General features: G+C 42.5%; 15 protein-coding genes. 8 read left to right on the top strand and 7 right to left on the bottom strand.

Going from position 1 to position 18,062, the window contains the following annotated elements; genetic code table 11:
• Positions 1-167: 167 nt before the first annotated feature.
• Positions 168-365 carry an aspartyl-phosphate phosphatase Spo0E family protein gene (locus DER53_RS08005; protein ID WP_174525693.1) on the top strand — a complete coding sequence of 66 codons (198 nt, stop codon included), beginning with the start codon at positions 168-170 and terminating at the stop codon, positions 363-365.
• 21 nt (positions 366-386) lie between these two features.
• On the opposite strand, the gene DER53_RS08000 is transcribed toward DER53_RS08005, so the two are convergent.
• The 3 genes from DER53_RS08000 to DER53_RS07990 all read right to left on the bottom strand — a co-directional run bounded on the left by DER53_RS08000 (position 387) and on the right by DER53_RS07990 (position 3,555).
• Positions 387-1,550, bottom strand: a complete 1,164-nt coding sequence (locus DER53_RS08000; RefSeq protein WP_062753866.1) for a DUF418 domain-containing protein — start codon at positions 1,548-1,550, stop codon at positions 387-389.
• Positions 1,551-1,621: 71 nt separating this feature from the next.
• Positions 1,622-3,214, bottom strand: coding sequence for a fatty acid--CoA ligase (locus DER53_RS07995; RefSeq protein WP_012749377.1), 1,593 nt, complete (start codon positions 3,212-3,214; stop codon positions 1,622-1,624).
• Between the two features lie 116 nt (positions 3,215-3,330).
• Positions 3,331-3,555 (bottom strand): spore germination protein, encoded by a 225-nt coding sequence (locus DER53_RS07990; protein WP_012749376.1) that lies wholly within the window; start codon positions 3,553-3,555, stop codon positions 3,331-3,333.
• A 136-nt stretch (positions 3,556-3,691) separates the two neighbouring features.
• Between DER53_RS07990 and DER53_RS07985 the strand changes: the two genes are divergently transcribed.
• From DER53_RS07985 to DER53_RS07955, 7 genes are all read left to right on the top strand, one after another.
• Positions 3,692-3,916 (top strand): spore germination protein, encoded by a 225-nt coding sequence (locus tag DER53_RS07985; protein WP_062677223.1) that lies wholly within the window; start codon positions 3,692-3,694, stop codon positions 3,914-3,916.
• Positions 3,917-4,037: 121 nt separating this feature from the next.
• Positions 4,038-4,259 (top strand): spore germination protein, encoded by a 222-nt coding sequence (locus tag DER53_RS07980; protein WP_062753867.1) that lies wholly within the window; start codon positions 4,038-4,040, stop codon positions 4,257-4,259.
• 14 nt (positions 4,260-4,273) lie between these two features.
• Entirely contained in the window at positions 4,274-4,501 is a 228-nt protein-coding gene (locus tag DER53_RS07975; protein WP_012749373.1) for a spore germination protein GerPB, read from the top strand.
• Between the two features lie 84 nt (positions 4,502-4,585).
• Positions 4,586-5,188 carry a spore germination protein GerPC gene (gene gerPC / locus DER53_RS07970; protein ID WP_062754021.1) on the top strand — a complete coding sequence of 201 codons (603 nt, stop codon included), beginning with the start codon at positions 4,586-4,588 and terminating at the stop codon, positions 5,186-5,188.
• On the top strand, positions 5,185-5,367 hold the full coding sequence (locus tag DER53_RS07965) for a hypothetical protein (protein ID WP_012749371.1): 183 nt from the start codon (positions 5,185-5,187) through the stop codon (positions 5,365-5,367). The genes gerPC and DER53_RS07965 overlap by 4 nt, the downstream gene beginning before the upstream one ends.
• 2 nt (positions 5,368-5,369) lie before the next feature.
• Positions 5,370-5,795: a spore germination protein GerPE gene (locus DER53_RS07960; protein WP_062677222.1), complete on the top strand. Its 426-nt coding sequence runs from the start codon at positions 5,370-5,372 to the stop codon at positions 5,793-5,795.
• Positions 5,795-6,016 (top strand): spore germination protein, encoded by a 222-nt coding sequence (locus tag DER53_RS07955; RefSeq protein WP_012749369.1) that lies wholly within the window; start codon positions 5,795-5,797, stop codon positions 6,014-6,016. The genes DER53_RS07960 and DER53_RS07955 overlap by 1 nt, the downstream gene beginning before the upstream one ends.
• A 55-nt stretch (positions 6,017-6,071) precedes the next feature.
• Here DER53_RS07955 and DER53_RS07950 read toward each other — a convergent pair whose 3' ends face one another.
• The 4 genes from DER53_RS07950 to addB all read right to left on the bottom strand — a co-directional run bounded on the left by DER53_RS07950 (position 6,072) and on the right by addB (position 17,906).
• Positions 6,072-9,422 carry an AAA family ATPase gene (locus DER53_RS07950; RefSeq protein WP_062753868.1) on the bottom strand — a complete coding sequence of 1,117 codons (3,351 nt, stop codon included), beginning with the start codon at positions 9,420-9,422 and terminating at the stop codon, positions 6,072-6,074.
• Positions 9,419-10,600, bottom strand: coding sequence for an exonuclease SbcCD subunit D (locus DER53_RS07945; protein ID WP_062677220.1), 1,182 nt, complete (start codon positions 10,598-10,600; stop codon positions 9,419-9,421). Before DER53_RS07945 ends, DER53_RS07950 begins: the two co-directional genes overlap by 4 nt.
• A 69-nt stretch (positions 10,601-10,669) precedes the next feature.
• Positions 10,670-14,404 carry a helicase-exonuclease AddAB subunit AddA gene (gene addA, locus DER53_RS07940; protein ID WP_062753871.1) on the bottom strand — a complete coding sequence of 1,245 codons (3,735 nt, stop codon included), beginning with the start codon at positions 14,402-14,404 and terminating at the stop codon, positions 10,670-10,672.
• A gap of 1 nt (position 14,405) precedes the next feature.
• On the bottom strand, positions 14,406-17,906 hold the full coding sequence (gene addB, locus DER53_RS07935) for a helicase-exonuclease AddAB subunit AddB (protein ID WP_280117284.1): 3,501 nt from the start codon (positions 17,904-17,906) through the stop codon (positions 14,406-14,408).
• Positions 17,907-18,062 lie beyond the last annotated feature (156 nt).

The raw sequence follows: 18,062 nt of genomic DNA, 5'->3' as shown, positions 1-18,062 counted from the left end.
ACTTATTTTAGCGAAAACCTTTCTTTTTTCGTCGCTATATGTATAATAATGTTTAGCTTCTTTTCTTCCATTCACATTCATGGCTTTCGTCGTAGGTAAAAAGAATTGATCATGGCGCTTAAGTAGTTTTTTCTTAAAAGCTTCATTACAAAAATGAATCGAAAAACATGATCTTAGTGACGGTGAATGCAATGGTGATTTTAATTGAGGAAAAGCGGCAACAAATGATCGAATTAGCATTGACGTATGGATTTACCGCCAAAGAAACGATCGAGTGCAGTCAAGAACTAGATGAACTGATTAATCGTTATTTGCGGGAAACAGCAACGATCGAACATTCTTTCTTACCTGTCCCTCCTCAGTAATGATTGTGAAGGGGGACTTTTTTATTTGCGAAAAGGTTGTCTTTTCCCATAAGTTACAGACCGCCATATCCATTCGAGCGGACCGATCCGAAAAAACTGAAACCATTTTTGGCTTCCTATCAGTTGTACACCATAAATAAGAAATACGAGCATACTTCCGAAAAACATGCCGATATGTCCATACCATCCAAATCCATAACTATAAAACAACAGTGTACAACATACTGATTGCAACAAATAGTTAGTGAGCGACATCTTTCCGATATGATGGAAAATGATTAGTTTTCGCCGCCATTTTTCCTTTTGAAATAATAGAATAATAGCTGTGCCATAAAAACATGCTAGCGCTGTTCCTCCAAATATATTTTGAATATACTCGGTGAAATAATTTTTCACCGTAAAGTATGGCAACAGCTTTAGAAATACTCCTAATAGAAGTGACCATAATGCAATTTTTTTAATTACGGAAATGTAACGTTCTGCTTCCTCCACCCATCGTTTTTGTGCAACATATCCCCCGAACAAACAAAGAGGCAACACCGTAAGAACCGTAAATAATAATCCTCCTGAACCATTGGCGTACATCCAGTCATTCCAGCGTTGCAAAAAAATATCGGACATAGACCCGCTTTGATAATTGCGCATCGCTTCCATCGCCAGCTGGATGCTGCCATTTCCTGTTTCTTTTGTTCCTTCTAAAAACATAAGCATTCCAAATAACAGCGCCATAAATAAGTGAGGAATCAAAAAGCAAACGAACGCTCCAATCATCCATGTGCGCGGCCGTGCTTGAGAAAACAGAAGCAATATTCCTCCAGCGATGGCGTATGAAATTAAAATATCGCCAAACCAAATCAAAAAAGCATGAACAATCCCGAACATAAGCAGCATAGCCAGCCGGCGTAAAAATGTTTGAATAAATGGAAGCTGTTTTTTACGCAGCCGATCACGAAACAGTATCATGCTAAAGCCAAATAAAAATGAAAATAACGGATAAAAACTTGCCTCGCAAAAAACGTCAATGGCCGCCATGGTCCAATCATCGAGCCGGCTATTTGTCTTCATGTTTCCATACATAACCGGTGATGAAAAATGAGGCATGTTCGCCATCAAAATTCCTAATAGGGCAAAGCCGCGCAGTACATCAATGACCAAGATCCGCTCGTGATTTGCCTGTTTGTCCATTTTTTCTCCTTTCTTTTCACATCGACCGTTTGACAGAAAAAAGGCTCCGCATATGCGGACGCCATTTTTCTTTAATTAACATAACGGCCTGTTTTCCCAACAGAATCCCAATACTGTTTACGTAAATGCACTTTTTGAATTTTTCCTGATGCCGTTTTTGGCAATGCATCGACAAACGTTACACCAGTAATCGCCTTAAAATGCGCCAATTTTTCCCGTGAGAAGGCAATCAATTCCTCTTCCGTCACTTCATGGCCAGGCCGAACGACAACAAACGCGTGAGGCGTTTCTCCCCATTTTTCATGCGGCGCAGCGATTACTGCCGCTTCCAACACCGCCGGATGTTCATATAAAACGCCTTCTACTTCAATGGAAGAAATATTTTCCCCACCGCTAATAATAATATCTTTTTTCCGGTCGACAATGTCAATGTATCCATATTCATCTACTGTTCCCATATCACCAGTATATAACCAGCCATTGCGGATTGCCTCCATCGTTGCCTCTGGATTTTTCCAATACCCTTTCATCACATTGTTGCTTCTTATAATGACTTCACCGATCGTTTTTCCATCATGCGGCACTTCATCACCATACTCATTCACTACCTTTACTTCACAACCGATCATCGGATACCCCGCTTTTGCTTTCAGGCGATATTGTTTTTCTAACGGCAAATCACGCAAATGGGAGCGGATCGTGGAAATCGTGTTAAGCGGTGAAGACTCTGTCATGCCATACACTTGGATAAATTCCCAACCGAGATCTTGTTCCACGCGCGTGACAAATGATGGCGGCGGCGCAGAGCCTGCAATCACAACACGAACTGGATGGTCGATAACCGGCTTATGTTCGTCATAATATTGTAAAAGCATGTTTAATACCGTCGGCGCCATATGCATGACGCTAACCTTGTATGTTTGAATATAGTCAAAAATCACTTTTGGATCGACTTTCCGTAAACCGATTTGCGTCGCTCCGTTTGCTGTATAATAAAATGGCGCTCCCCATCCGTTCACATGAAACATCGGCAATATATGCAAATACGTATCTTGGTCGGAAACGCGGAGATGATGCATCGATATTAACGCGTGAAGATAATTATTACGGTGTGTTAACATGACACCTTTTGGATTTCCCGTCGTTCCGCTTGTGTATAAAAGGCTACATACATCGTTTTCGTCAATGTCCGGACGATCAAACGACGTGCTAGGATGCTGCGCTAACCATTCTTCGTAATCGATTTCATCTGTTTCTTCATTTTTTTGATGAACAATAATCGTCTTTACGGTCTGCAGTTTGTCCTTAATTGGTGCGATGAAATGATATAAATCTTGATCAACAAATAACACTTTGCTTTCACTATGATTTAAAATAAACAAATAATCCTCCGGCCTAAGGCGAGTGTTCAGCGGGACCATGATCGCTCCAAGCTGAAATACACCGTAAAATCCTTCTAACATTTCAAGCGTATTTGGCGCCAAATATGCGACCCGGTCTCCTTTTTCTACCCCCAATTGTTTTAGACCGTGAGAAAGTTGATTCACACGCTCATTTAATTGTTTGTATGTAAGCGTGCGACCAGAGCAAATCATTGCTGTTTTGTCTCCATACAGTGAAACGGCTCTATCCAAAAATTGTGTTAATACTAATGGTACGCTCATTATTCCATCCCCCGTAAAATATTTTAGAAAATTCACAATTATATTATACATAATTTTTTATTATTACACCATATCTTATAAAAAGAAAAAGATGGCCTTTTTTTAATCGTGACCATCTAATTGTTTCCACGCACTCCTGCATCTTTTATATCAGGGTCAAACGTATTTGTTACACTGCAAAATGTATTTGTCTGCAAAAAATCGCCTGTATTTGCTCCCCCCGCTCCTGAGTTCGTTTTCGCTGTACTTTTTGGAGCGATTTGCAGCACATCTCCCATATTTACTGTCCCGTTTCCGCTTACACTCGTCACTTTAACTCCCCCGATAATCGTCGCCGGCATATCCATTCTCCTTTTTATATTTTTATATATCATATGACAAAAAAATCGATTCGTCTGGACATCCATCGTGCGTTTAACTGTTTTGTCGCTTTTTCATACACTAACAGTAAGCATATAAAATAAGGAGGTAGAGCGCATGCCATCCTTTATTGGCGGCCCAATTAAAATTACTCACGTTAGTGGTGACGGAACGGTTAATTTTGGGGATGTGTTACAAATTGCACCAAAAAGTACACTTAAATCAAATACTGGCTCTGGCGGCAGCAATAATGGCGACTTTTTACAAACAAATACGTTCGTCAGCTTTACAAACACCAGCGATCCTGATGTGAATGACTCCAATACTACCGCAAATAAATGAACCTCTCCCACCTTCATTCCATTTAGAGGTGGGAGACTTTTTGGGAAAAATCTTAAAACGCTCACGTTTTTGCCGCCGCGCCCATACATTATCATAAGAACAAGAGAAAGGTGCATGCGTTATGCCAGCATTTGTCGGAGTCGTTAAGTTAAACAGTATCGGAAGCAGCGGCGTGTTTCACATTGGAGACGTGTTTGCGATTTCGCCACACAGTGTTGCCAAAACATTTGCCGGTGCCGGTTCATTTAATACAGGAGATGGCTTGCATATTTATAACTATTACAGCAATACGAATATAAACGATGCGGACATCGCGGATGAAAATGTAGTAGCTAACGCCTAAAAGGGGGAGAACCAATGAATTTTTATATTAGCCAAAGTATATGCATTTATCAATTGAAAATAGGTTCTGTTATGAACTCATCCGTACTGCAAATCGGCAGCGCTGGCAGCATCCAAGCGCTTTCTACACTAACAAACACAGGAGGATTCACGAAGCCTGCTCCACACGCTACCGCCATCGTTCCATTGGCAGGAGGAGCATCTAGCAGTCCTCTAGTCCCGCTTCATTCAGCAACTCGCTAAAAAAGCATGAAAATAGTGATGACAACAAAAGGCCGTCCATATATTGAAGTAAGAAGGGACTTTGGAGAGGATGATTTCAACATTATGTTCCTATATGACTATTTTGCGAAACTGCGGCGCTACTTGTCATGGCAAACAAAAAAAATACAATCGTTAGAACAGCGGCTTCTCCTCCTTGAAAAACAGCTAATAGAACTTCAACAACAACCGCGTACAACCATTGAACGAATCGAATATAAATTTGACCAATTAAAAGTAGAAACATTGGAAGGGACATTAAATATTGGCATTACTCCCAACGGTGTTGGCAACACTATCGAAGATTTTGCCGTTCAACCTGAAAAAACAATAGTTCCAAAGCCGGAACCAGTCTTATTCCGCACCATTCAAGAAAAAGTTCATGCTTATTTAGAAAAGGAAGCAAAGGAAACGTTAAAGAAATTGGAAGAACAATATGCACTTCGTCTTGATGACACGTATCGACATTTTATTTTGCAAGACATCGCTCGACAAGTGGACGAACGAATCCATTTTTATTTACAGCAAAAAATGAATAACGGATACGTCCCTGCATCGGACAATGATAAATCGGTCGAAAACGAAATTTTTCAAAAAGTAAAGATAGATATTGAACAATCGCTTGACCTTTTTCTAAAACATTTACCAAAACAAGGGGGAGAACAATGAACTATACAGTGATTAACCGCGATATCCATGTTGGCGATATTCACTTAACAGCTATAACAAGCTCCGCCATTTTTTTAGTTGGAGATGCAGATGTTATTAATCTCGCTTCCACTTTCGACACGCCGCCGGAATCGTTAATTATCGGTCCATTCGTCCCACTCGCTCCAAGAGGAGAATAATCATGAAACGAACATCGATGGTAGAATATTTTCATGGAGAAACAGTTGTTTATAGTTCTGTTTTACAAATCGGTGATTCACGGGAAATTACTTCGCGTTCTCGCGTTTTAGCGGTTCAACGACAATATGAATTATTTTTCGGGGGCGAAGGAGAAGAAATTTTTCCTATCTTTACAAGACCAATTCCCAAATTGCAGCCAAACAGCAATGATATTTTCATTCAAACCCTTCATCAATCTCCCGTTATTTCCGTTCGCTCCATTCGTATGTTAGCGGTTTCCACTTCTTCCGTTGTTCATATTGGATCTACTTCTACTGTTGATGCGGAAGCAAGAATTAAACATATTCGTCAGCTTGCTCCGGATTCTTCATTGCCTTCTATGACAAATACAGAAACCACTTCATCAATAACAAAGGATGAGAAATAATGCCTTCTGTCGTCGGACCCATTAAAATTAATACTGTCAGCAGTGGAGCAGTTGTGCAAATGGGGGATTGTCTTTATATCGCTCCAAAAGTAGCCACAAAAACAATGGCTGGTTCAGGAGGATTTAATACTGGGGATTTTATCATTACAAACAACGGCATCAGTTTAACAAACACGTTTGACTCCGATACGTTTGACAGCAATGTTGCTGCAAACAATTAGCAAAGCCGCCACTCCTTTTCAGGAAATGGCTGCTTTGCATTTTTATTAGTAAAAGTTACATGACTTCTAATCTAACTCTTGTTCCTCGCCCAGACGGTTCCGCCGGCTCAACAATAAGCCGCTTCGGCAGGCGGGAGCGAATTTCTTGCACATGACTGATTACCCCGACAGAAAGCCGCTGCGAATGAAGCTTTTCCAGTGCAGAAATAACCGTATCAAGAAGTTCCGCATCAAGCGTGCCAAACCCTTCGTCCAAGAAGAAAAACTGAAGCGGATATTCCCCACGCAATTGAATTTGTGCTGATAACGCCAATGCGAGCGATAATGATGTTAAAAACGTTTCTCCTCCTGATAATGTTGTCACTGGACGCTTTACCCCGCCATTGGCATCATCGCGAATGAGAAACCCTCCTTGTGAGTCGACTTCCAATGAATAGCGCTGTCTTGTCAACGAACTTAATCGCTCGGAAGCCATTCTTGTCACTTGAATGAGTTGTTCTTCCGCCATAAATTCGACAAAGCTGTTTCCCTTTAAAATCGACTGCAAATGTTTATAACGATCCATAAGAGCGGCTAACTCTTGTTGTTTTTTCTCTAATTCCGTAAACCGTTTATGTTTTTCCGTTAATTCTTCCACTTTGTTTTGCGCGGCACCCACTTGCTGCATGGCTTCATCTACTTGTTGTTTTATTTGTTCATATACAGTCTGCAATTGTTCCCATTGTTGTTGATCAATCATTTCCCCACCGATCGCTTCGGTCAGCTGCTGAAGACGATGCTGGGCATGTTGCACTTTCTGCCAATAATGTTTGATTTGCTGTTCCCACTCGAGGCGTAATTCTTCTGCCGCCTTTGCTTCTTTCACTTCGTTTTCATCGGCAAATGTTGTTTTTTTCAATTCATTAAGCCAACGCAATTCCGCTTCTTCGTACCGTTCTTTTCCTTCTTCCAACGACTGCTGTATCGCTTTTGCTTCCGTTTCTAAAGCTTGGTATTGTTTTTGTGCCCGCAGCCATCTTTGATATGCTTCTTCTTCTTCTTTTTTTAAGTAAAGCAGCTGTTTTTCCACTTGAAGAAGTTGCTCTTCTACTTGCTTTCCACCTGCTTTTTCCATTAACTGCTGTTTATAGTCATCTGCCAGTTGTTGTTTAGCCTTCCACAAGGAAACAAGGCGGACTTTTTCCGTTTCCAGCTCTCGCTGCTGTTGGGCTAATCGCTCTTTTTCATTTAATTTAGTTTCAAGAAACGGAATGCTGTCATCGATTCGTTTTTGCAATTGCCGAACGATTTCTTCATGTTTTCGCATTTGGTTGCGGAGCGCTTCGATCGTATCAAAAGAAAAATCGGTATATTTTTCACGCCAGCTTGCTTCTAATTGATTGTATTCATTGAAACGATATTCCCGCTCCGTTTGTAATTCTTGTACATCTTTTTCTAGCAATCTTAATTCTTGCTCGATGGCTTGCTGTGACGATTCGGCATCACGCCACTTTTGCAACGCCTGCTGAAGGGCTTCTTTTAATTGCAAACAATCTTGTTGAAGTGCTTTCACTTCCACGGCAATATCGATATCTTCTTCAACCTTTAATTTACTTACGTCGAATCGTTGGAACGTCCACTCATTTCCAATAAATTGCGCCAATTGTTCAAGCTGTGCTTTTAATGTGTGCAACACTTGCATATAAGTTTGTCCTTGTTTTACCTGCTGTTCCAATATAGCGATTTTCCCGCTGCTAACGTTATTGTGCTCATATACATACGGATTCGGATGTTCGCATGACCCGCAGACAGGACATGGTTCTCCTTGGCGAAGTTGTCTAGCAAGAATTGCTGCCATCTCTGCAGTTTTCGCCTGCTCCGCTTTTTCGCGTTCTTGCTCGAGCTGTTGTTCATACCGATACAACCGTTTTTCTAACTGCCATTGTCTCTCACAGACAGAATGATAGACTTTCTCTATTTTTTGGAACAAAACGTGCAATTTTTCTTTTGCCGTCTCTGCGCGCTGTCTTCTTTTTTCTCGTTCCTTATTGGCCTGCTGTTGCGCTTTTTGTTTTTGTGCCAGCCGTTGTTGAATATCTTGAAGCGCATCTGTTATTCTTTCAATTTGCTGTTTTTCATCGTATGCCCGCTCAACCACTTCCTTTTGCTCTATAGAAGCTGCATATTTTTGCAGCTCTGCCTTTAACATTTGTTGTTTTTCCAGCCCGCGTTCATACAACTTTGCTGCTTCCTGCCATTCGACAAGCTTTTTCCGTTCTTCTTCTTCTAGCAAATGAATTTGTTTCCTCATTTCGTTTAATTCTGTTTCTAACACATGGATTTGAGCCGCTAACTGTTTTGCTTGGGTGAGCTGTTCTTTTTTTGCTAATAAATGAGGTTCGGAAGCGGCCTTTTCTTGCCGAATACGTTCATAACGATGCATCGCTTCTTCATAAAGTTCTTTAGCTTGTACGAGTTTTTTCTGTAATTCCTTTTGTTTCTCCTCTGCATTGATCACAAACCGGCGCGCTTCCTCATACTGTTCGAGATATGGCCACATTCGTTCCGCTTGTTCCGCGCGTTCTTTTCTATTCTCTAATAAGCGAATATGTGATTCTTCACTGGCAAGGCGCGCTAGTTCGGCTTCAAGTTCTTCTTTTTCCCTTTGCCATGCCCATAACTGTTTCGTTCGTTCCATCGTTACTTCCATATCATGTAATTCTGCTTTTCGCTTTTGCAGTAAATCCCAAAGTGTCTCTAACTCTTGTTTCGCGCGTTCAAGCGCTTCTTCCGATGCATCTCCTAAACCTGTCTTCTCAGCGATCACTTCATTTAATTCATTAGAAATGGCAGCGAGTTTTTCTTTCAATTTTTTATTTAACTTGTCTCCATATGGTTCCAAATGAAAAAGGCGCTGTAGCATCTGCCGTCGTTCGGCGCCTTTCAATGATAAAAATTCGGCGAATTTCCCTTGCGGCAGCACGACGGCGCGCGTAAAATCTTTCATCGTTAAACCAAGCAATTGCTCTATCGCTTTATTGACTTCCGTCAACTTATCCGCCAACACAACGGTTTCTGCGCCAACTTCGATAAGCCGGCATATTCCGCTTTTTAACCGCCATTCATCGCCACGTTTAAAGCTGCGCTCTACCGTATATCGCTTCGTGCATGTGGCATTTTCTAATTCAAACGTAAAAGAAACGAACAGTTCATTTTCCGCATGATTCATAATTCCTTGCGTATGGTTTGGCGCACGTTCCACACTGCCAAATAACGCAAGTGTAATCGCGTCTAAAATCGTTGATTTCCCGCTTCCAGTTGGGCCGAAAATGCCAAAGACACCACCTTCGCATAATGATTGAAAATCAATCGTTTGTTTCTCGCGAAAACTGTGCAAACCCGCTATCGTTAATGAAATCGGCTTCACTCTTCCGTCTCCCCCTCTTCTTCCTGTTCCGCCACCAGTTCTAAAAATAATCGGACAAGCTCGTCGTCCGCCTTGCCGCCGCCTGTTTGGCGCTCATAAAAACGGCGGAACATTTCTTCTAATGATAATCGCTCTTGCTTCCGATTCTCTATATGCTCTTCTTTTTCTGGAAAGACAGGACGGATATGCACAAAACCAGAATGAAGCTTGCGCAATCGATAAATTTCCTCCATGGATAACGGCTGTGAAAGGTGAATTTCCAAATCAATCCATGCAGATGGATCTTTTCCTTCTTCACACCAGCGATATACTTGGGCAATTCCTTCGGTTGCTTGCCACCTTACTAACGGTTTGCCAGAGGACAACGGTATTTCGGAAACTATCGCTTTTTCCCCTGGTTTTACATCGACAATCGTAACAGATTTAGCGTATCCCGCTTCAGAAAAGCTATATGCAAGCGGTGAACCAGAGTAACGCGCCGCCGTTTCAGCACGTTTTACATCTTGCGGCCGATGCAAATGGCCAAGCGCGACATATTGAGCTTGTTTTGGCAAACTAGTAGCAGCTACTGTGTAAGCACCACCGACTTCAATCGGCCGTTCCGAATCGGATGTACTTCCTCCTGCCACATAAATATGACTCATTGCGATGTTTACCGTCTTTTCCGAAAACGAAGCGGACATCGCTGCAAATAGATGGCGAATGCGCTCGTCGTATCGGTCACGCAAAGAAATTTCGGAATGTTCTTTGGACAGCAATTCTGCTAAACGCGATTCAGAAGGATACGGGAGCGGAGCGAGCATCATCGTTTCATTTCGCGCTGGCACTTCAATGCGATAGACGGTCGTATCCGGCCACCCTAGCAAAAGGATGCCGTAATCGGCTACTAATTTCCTAGCAGCGCTAATCCGCTCCGGATGGTCATGGTTACCGGCAATAACAGCAACCGGACGTTTTCCTTTATCTGAAAGGCGGGCAAGACTTTCGTAAAACAATTGTTCAGCTGCTGCCGGCGGATTAACAGAATCAAACACATCTCCCGCCATTAACACGACATCAATTTTTTCTTTTTCCACGATGTCGACAAGCTCATCAATAAATTGTTCCTGTTCCGGCAGACGGCTTCTTCCTTCCAGCGTTCTTCCTAAATGCCAGTCGGCTGTATGTAAAATGCGCATACGCTTTCCGTTCCTTTCTTTCTAGAAAGTATTCGGAAAAGAGGAGATCCTCTTTTCCGTTTCTAGTTTCTATATGGAAATAAGATGTGAGCCATCAAATAAATATAAATAACATTCATCTACATTGATTTTCCAAATTTGTTCTACAGCGCGACGGTATAACTGCATTTGTGTTTTATAGCGGGATATTATCACCTGTTTTGCTTCATGCCAACCTCCTGCGAACCGATTAGTTACGGTGTCTGTTTTAAAGTCGATTAATACAAGTCCTTTTTCGTCAGCAAATAAACAATCAATGACGCCTTGAACAAGAACTTTTCTTTCTTCGCCAACACCATCTTCATATACTTCTTTTGCCGGCAGCGCCAAGCTAAACGGCACTTCACGATACACTTCGTCTGCGGCACGTAGGCGCTTGCCGATTTCTGTGTCGAAAAACGCAACAACGCTCGAAATATCGATCGCTTCCGCCTGTTCGTGTGTTAGCAGCTCCATTTGAACTAATTTGGCTATTTGTTCACGAACCGTCTCTTCCGTAATTGGTGCTGTCAAATCGACTTGCTGCATCACAATATGCATTGCCGTTCCTTTTTCTGCCGGTGTCAATGTTTTCTCTCTCATAAACATTGGACGCTCAAACAGCGGTGTGGAAAATGAATGGAGCGGCATTCGGTCGGCATTTTCCCCAAAAATTTCACGATGTCGTTTTAACTCAGATACCGTTTGCTTCGCACGGACAAGCATTTCTTTTTCATATGCGTATTCCCACGAAAGAAGGCGATCAACCTCTTCCTTCCATTCCCCCGCGTTCGGAACACGCTCTCCTCGTTTTAACGCGGTGATTATTTGCTCATCCATCTGCTCGGCTTCTTTATCCACGTCATACAATTGGCTCGCCGGAATGACTTCCATATGCCAAATAGACGGATGGGAAGCGATTTTCTCACATACATAGGACAAATCACCGAAGTTTCGCCCGTCACGATGGCGGATGAGCGCTCTTCCGATCCAATCTAAGTAACAACGCGCAGAAGCACGGACATCATCCGGCAAAAGCCACTCTTCTTCCATCGCAGTGCTTTTCCATTTTGCTACTTCTTTTTCCGCATCTTTCACCGCTGCGATTAAATATAGTTTCTCTTTTGCCCTTGTTAACGCAACATATAAAATTCGCATTTCTTCCGCTAAAAAATCGAGCCGTTTCTTCTGTTTTATCGCGATTTGCGGCAATGTCGGATAGCTGATGCGCAGCTTTGGATCTACAAATCTCGCCGCAAACCCGAGTTCTTTATCAAGCAAATACGATTCATATAAGTCTCGCGTATTAAACGGACGCGATAGCCCTGCAATAAAAACGATTGGAAATTCAAGCCCTTTGCTGCTATGAATCGTCATAATGCGAACAACATCTTCTTGTTCGCCAAGGGAGCGGGCCGCACCTAAATCATCTCCGCGATTTTGCAGGCGTTCAATAAACCGTAAAAAGCGAAACAATCCTCGAAATGACGTCGTTTCATATTGCCGAGCTCGGTCATAAAGCGCGCGCAAATTCGCTTGTCGTTGTTTCCCGCCAGGCAAACCACCGACAAAATCGTAAAATTGCGTATCCCGATATAGCTGCCAAATAATATCCGCCAACGAACGCTGACGCGCCATTGTCCGCCAATGTTTTAGCTGTTCGTAAAACAGGCGCAATTTTTGTTGCAACGCTGCTTCTTCTTTGTCATCCACCGTTTTATTCAAAAATGAAACCATCGCCTCATAAAACGTGCCTTTTTTCTCATGAATGCGAATAAGCGCTAATTCATTTTCATTCAAACCGACAATTGGAGAACGCAAAACCGACGCAAGCGGTATGTCTTGATATGGATTATCGATCACTTTTAATAGTGACAGCATGATAGATATTTCTGTCGCTTGGAAATATCCAGAAGATAGATCCGCATACACCGGAATACCTTGCGCGCGAAATTCTTCCATTATTTGCGGAGCGGCCGTCATGGAACGGAGAAGAATAACGATGTCTCGATACATGGCGCGACGCATTCGTTTTGCTTTGCGATCGTAAACGTGAAACGGCTCGGAGACGATTTCCTTTATTTTTTTTGCCATCATGCGCGCTTCTAGCTGTGCTGCTGCTAGATCATTCGTGTCAAACTCCCCGGTTTCTTCGTCGTCTTTGCTATTTCGGTCAATAATGATCAATTCCGGCACTGCCTGCTCATTGTCCGGATAGTCAACGGCGCCATATTTTAATTCCGCCGCTTCGTCATATTCCATCTCCCCGACTGTTTCGCTCATAATTTGTTTAAAAATAAAGTTCGTTCCATGCAAAATTTCCGCGCGGCTGCGAAAGTTATTGGATAAGTCAATTTTCATTCCCGATTGCTTACCGTCTGCCGTAAACCGTTTATATTTGCTTAAAAATAACATCGGCTCCGCCAAGCGAAAGCGATAAATTGATTGTTTTACGTCACCTACCATAAATAAATTTCCGGTATGTTCATTTCCTTTTGTCACAAGCCGCAATATCGCTTCTTGCACCATGTTCGTATCTTGATATTCGTCAACAAGCACTTCAACAAATTGAGCGCGATAATCCAAAGCAGCGTCAGACGGAAGCCATTGTCCGTCAGTTGAATCTGGATGACGCAAAATTTGCAAACAATAATGCTCCAAATCCGAAAAATCGACGATTCCTTTTTCACGCTTGCGTGCTTGAAACATTTCCGTAAATTGTTTTACTAACCGAACAATCGTTTCAACGACCGGTTTCATCTCCCGCATATGGCGAAGCCATGTAGTCGGGCGGAGAGAAAATACATTGTCCCGTAACGATTCCAATTTCTTTTTCGCTTGATCGCGCAATGATTTTGCTTCTTCCACGAGCTGCGGATCGTATTCGTCGCCGCGGCACGATTTTAAACGCGATAACGACAACGACTTCATCGCTTCATATAGCTCGTCCCATGAGCGGTCTAACAATGCTTCTAAATGGGCGATGAGCTGCAAATCATCGCGATAATTTTCAGCTCGCGGCAACGGCCCTCCAGGCAAATGAGCCAGTTGTAAAGCTCTTGCAATAAGGCGTTTTGCCGCTGCCAATTCCATCTCTACATATTTTCTTAAGTAAGAAATATACGGAAGCTGCGTTAATGGAGTATCCTCGTCTATGTCATACATCGCAACAAGTTGGTCAAGCCATCTATACGGTTCCGGATGCGACCGGGAAAATTCATAGATAGCCAAAATCATTTCTTGCAGTTCAGCGTCGCTCCGGTCCCCTGTATAACGGTCCACCACTTCGAAAAACAGCTCGTTATCGGCTTTTCCGTACTCTTCTTCCAAGAGTTCTTCCATCACTTCTTCTTTCAGCAATTCCATTTCCGTATCATCAGCAATGCGAAATACGGGATCAATATCGATCAAATAGTAATATTTGCGAATAACGTCCAAACAAAAGGAGTGAATTGTTGAAATCGAAGCACGATTCAACAAACTAAGCTGTCTGCGCAAATGGAGCGAGTTTGGCTGTTTATCCAGCTCGCGTTCGATCGCCTCGGCAATTCTCGTTTTCATTTCGGCCGCAGAAGCGTTGGTAAACGTCACAACAAGAAGCCGGTCGACATCAATCGGGTCTTCTTTCGCCGTAATTTTTTGGATAATCCGTTCGACAAGCACCGCTGTTTTCCCTGATCCTGCCGCCGCTGCCACTAAAATGTCTTGGCCATCCGCAACAATAGCCTTCCATTGTTCATCCGTCCACTGACTTTCCTTCGGTTTCGGACGAAAAACGATATTCATTTCAGTCCTTCCCTTCTGAAAATTTTTGAACAATTTCGCGGTTTTCTTCCGGAACTAACAAGCGATAGCGATTATTTGAAAACGATTCATCAAACTGACAAACCGACTTAAATGCACAAAACTCGCAAGGCGTCTGTTCATTTAACTTGTATGGCGAAATGTCGACGATTCCGTCGACGATTTGAATGCCAATGGTTTGAAACAGCTGGCGGATATGTTGGCGAAGACGCGAAAAATCTTCTTCACTGACCACCGATGAGCTGGAATGAATAGCGCCTTTTTTCGTAATTTGGGCTGGAACGATTAACGACCATTTTCCTTCCTCCATTTGCGTGTCCATCAAGCGGATTGCTTCCACATCCCCGAGCAAAAGCCCGCGCATTTTAAATTGTTCCAACAGTTTTCGTTCCACTTCTTTTTCATCATAAAGGAGCTGATCGCTTTTAATAATTGGATTGTGCACATGGAAATAAAGAATCCCGGCCGGAAAAGCTTCCTTGCCGACTAGCTGTTCTGCATAAGTGAGCACAATGTCCAAGTAAGTGAGCATTTGCAGCGCAAGGCCGTAATATACTTCCGTTAAATTCAGCGTTTTGGCGCTAGATTTATAGTCAATGACGCGCAATAGCACTCCCCTTGAACTTTCCGCTTTATCAACGCGGTCAATTCGTCCGACAAGCTCCATCACCGTACCGTCCGGAAGCCGGAACGTAAGCGGTGGAAGCACGCCATTTGGTCCAAACTCCAACTCAAGGCCAATCGGCACAAAACTGCTTGCTTTCGCGTGCTCGCTTAATACATTCGTTGTCCGCGCAATAACGTTTTGCAGCTTTCGTTTCATATAATAGTAGCGATTGGAACTAAGCAATATTTGCTGCTGAATGAGCGGTGCGATTTGTTCCACCGCTTCCATTGACAGCTGCTCACACTGCTGTTTGGACAAATGGCGCCAATCAATTTTTGCTTCGCGAAGGCGGTCGGAAATAATTTTCAGCGCAGAGTGAAATAGTTGTCCAATGTCAGGAGCATCGAGCCGAAAAACAGCCCGTTCCTTTAACCGTAAGCCATGGGAAACAAAATGGGAAAACGGGCATTTTTGAAATTGCTCCATGCGCGATACGCTCGCCTGGATTTTTTTGCCGTACAATCGCTTGCTAATTTCTTTTTTCAACGGCGTTGCCTCATTCGTATAAAATACCCCTGCAATCGCTTTGCGCGCGTGACTTCTCCATTGTTGATCACTTACGTAAAAGTTATATACATCCCACCAAAGCGGCGCAATCGAGTAATTCCGTTTCCATGCTTGCAGTTGTGTTACAAGATATGTTAACGTCGCACGCGGAACAGTGACAAATTCATGTTGTTCCGCAAACGGCGCATCAAGAGGATCATTTCCGCAGACACGCTTTTGCAAATTCGGGAATAAATCAGTAAGATGCTTAATAATGATCGAAGGAGAGAGCGCTTTTCCTTCTTCATTTGCCAGCGGATAGGTCACATATAGCCGCTCGCTTGGACTCGTTAATGCTAAATAAATGAAAAACGGTTCATAAAATAATTGTTCTCTTCCTCCTGGAGCAACTCTCGTTCCAAACTGCTGTAAAAGTTCCCGTTCCGTTTCCGCCAGCAATCCGTCTTCTTTTGCTTTCGCCGGAATGATACCTTCATTTACGCCAATAATAAACGCGCATTTTACATCAATAAGACGAGAACGGTCTAATTGGGCAATAATCACTTGGTCCATCGCGGGTGGAACAAGCGAAAATTCGAGACGGTCAAGCCCTGTTTCGATGATTTTCGCAAACTCTTCTACCGGTATCGATTCATCTCCTAACATTTCTACATATTGGTTTAATAAATCAATCACCGCATTCCATACTTGCTCATGCTGTCTTGCTTCCATCAACCTGCCTTGTTCTTCCGCTTCTTTGCTCATTTTTTCTAGTTTTCTAGGAATTTGTAATTCTTCTAAGAATAAATAAATCGCTTCACAAAGGCTTTTTCCATCTTTCGCTCTACGCATTCGGCGCTCTAGCTTAGAGAGCGGAGCTGCAATTATATCACGCCATTCGTTTAACTTTTCTTCGTATTGCTTTTCCTCATCTGTTTGCGGGATGGATAATCCTTCTAATGCCTGGTAGCGGCGGTATGTCCAACGTTCACCATTTGTCCATTTTTCTCCTTTAATTCCGTATGCGAGAACATAGTTTTCTAGCTGGTCCATCGCTTCTCGCAACGCAACGATATCTTCTTCCACTGGAAATAATAAATCGGTTTTAATGGCGCGAAATACCGATTCATAACGCCAGCGCGATGTAATAATTTCCATGCTGGCCCGCAGCAATTCAATAAGCGGGTGATGATGCATCGGCTCTTTTTCATCCATAAAATAAGGAATATGAAAATCATAAAAAATGGTTTTCACTAAATCGCGATAATCTTCCGTATTGCGAACAATCAAAGCAATATCACGATAACGATATCCTTTGTCACGCACAAGATGAACGATTTCTCGAGCAATCGCTTCGATTTCCGCGCGGCGGTTTGCCGCTTCATACACATTAACCGCCTCTGTCTCTTCTGAATAGACAACCGCGGGGCGCTCATGATAATACGCTTCAAGATGAGCAAGTGCTTTTTCTTGATGGCGCATATTTCTATCTAAAATCATGGTTTCTTCGATGGCAACATCATTTAAGAGCGCCATTTGGCGAATATCATGATAAGTTTTTGCCGTTAAATAAAATAAATGCAATTCATTTGGCAATCGGTCATCGTAAGGCGCATCTACTGTTAATGCCACAGTAACACGTTTACAATGAATAAGCAGCTGTTCAAGCACCATATACTCCTGTGGTGTAAATTGGTGAAACCCATCAATATAGATTTCTGCATTACGCAAATAGCGGGATTGCGGGATTTTTTCGGAAAGCAACCGCAAATAATCCTCCGAATCTATGTAATGGTTCAATAAACTTCTCTCTAGTTCCTCATAAATGATGGATATATCGTTTAATTTATCGGCTAACACCTTTTCAGCCGGCTTTTTTCCTTGTTCCGTCAGCGCTTTTACATGTTCGCGAAGATGCTGTGGAGTAACACAATAACGTTTACATTCTGTAATCATGTCGTGAAGCTGTTTGATAAAGCCTGTTTTATCAACGGCGCGGCCAAATAATTTCAATTGTTGTTTCTTTTGTTCGACAATTTTTCGAATCATCATCTGCATTCCGATATCATTCACATGGTATCGACTCATTCCGCCAGTTTCCTGCAAAATACGCCATGCTAACCGTGTAAAGCTAAAAACTTGCGCCCGGATCATTCCGCCTAATCCTGGTGTATGTATTAACGCATATTCTGATTGAAACGTCATTTGCTCTGGAACAAGATAAATAATCGGATTCCCTTTTGGCTCTTCTTTTAATTTACGACGAATTTCATTTAAGCACGTTGTTGTTTTTCCACTTCCCGATCTTCCTAAAAGAAATCGAAGCGACATCGATATCACCTTCATTTTCTATTATTTCCTTCATTTTAGCACATATGTTCGTATTCTGGAAGAAAAAATAGTATTCACGAGCTATACCGCATCGATGAATACCTTTTACGCGAACTACCCGCCACTTCACTTCGTTTGAACTCAAGCGATTTGAAG

Source organism: Parageobacillus toebii NBRC 107807 (assembly GCF_003688615.2).
GTDB classification, from domain to species: domain Bacteria; phylum Bacillota; class Bacilli; order Bacillales; family Anoxybacillaceae; genus Parageobacillus_B; species Parageobacillus_B toebii.
The sequence above is the reverse complement of the archived record's forward strand: the minus strand, read 5'-3'. Positions and strand labels throughout refer to the sequence as shown.

What these genes read in the sequence shown, in the direction of transcription:
- DER53_RS08005 (WP_174525693.1), top strand. Translation starts at nt 168, where the DNA reads ATGATCTTAGTGACGGTGAATGCAATGGTGATTTTAATTGAGGAAAAG.
- DER53_RS08000 (WP_062753866.1), bottom strand. Translation starts at nt 1,550, where the DNA reads ATGGACAAACAGGCAAATCACGAGCGGATCTTGGTCATTGATGTACTG.
- DER53_RS07995 (WP_012749377.1), bottom strand. Translation starts at nt 3,214, where the DNA reads ATGAGCGTACCATTAGTATTAACACAATTTTTGGATAGAGCCGTTTCA.
- DER53_RS07990 (WP_012749376.1), bottom strand. Translation starts at nt 3,555, where the DNA reads ATGCCGGCGACGATTATCGGGGGAGTTAAAGTGACGAGTGTAAGCGGA.
- DER53_RS07985 (WP_062677223.1), top strand. Translation starts at nt 3,692, where the DNA reads ATGCCATCCTTTATTGGCGGCCCAATTAAAATTACTCACGTTAGTGGT.
- DER53_RS07980 (WP_062753867.1), top strand. Translation starts at nt 4,038, where the DNA reads ATGCCAGCATTTGTCGGAGTCGTTAAGTTAAACAGTATCGGAAGCAGC.
- DER53_RS07975 (WP_012749373.1), top strand. Translation starts at nt 4,274, where the DNA reads ATGAATTTTTATATTAGCCAAAGTATATGCATTTATCAATTGAAAATA.
- gerPC (WP_062754021.1), top strand. Translation starts at nt 4,586, where the DNA reads ATGTTCCTATATGACTATTTTGCGAAACTGCGGCGCTACTTGTCATGG.
- DER53_RS07965 (WP_012749371.1), top strand. Translation starts at nt 5,185, where the DNA reads ATGAACTATACAGTGATTAACCGCGATATCCATGTTGGCGATATTCAC.
- DER53_RS07960 (WP_062677222.1), top strand. Translation starts at nt 5,370, where the DNA reads ATGAAACGAACATCGATGGTAGAATATTTTCATGGAGAAACAGTTGTT.
- DER53_RS07955 (WP_012749369.1), top strand. Translation starts at nt 5,795, where the DNA reads ATGCCTTCTGTCGTCGGACCCATTAAAATTAATACTGTCAGCAGTGGA.
- DER53_RS07945 (WP_062677220.1), bottom strand. Translation starts at nt 10,600, where the DNA reads ATGCGCATTTTACATACAGCCGACTGGCATTTAGGAAGAACGCTGGAA.
- addA (WP_062753871.1), bottom strand. Translation starts at nt 14,404, where the DNA reads ATGAATATCGTTTTTCGTCCGAAACCGAAGGAAAGTCAGTGGACGGAT.
- addB (WP_280117284.1), bottom strand. Translation starts at nt 17,906, where the DNA reads ATGTCGCTTCGATTTCTTTTAGGAAGATCGGGAAGTGGAAAAACAACA.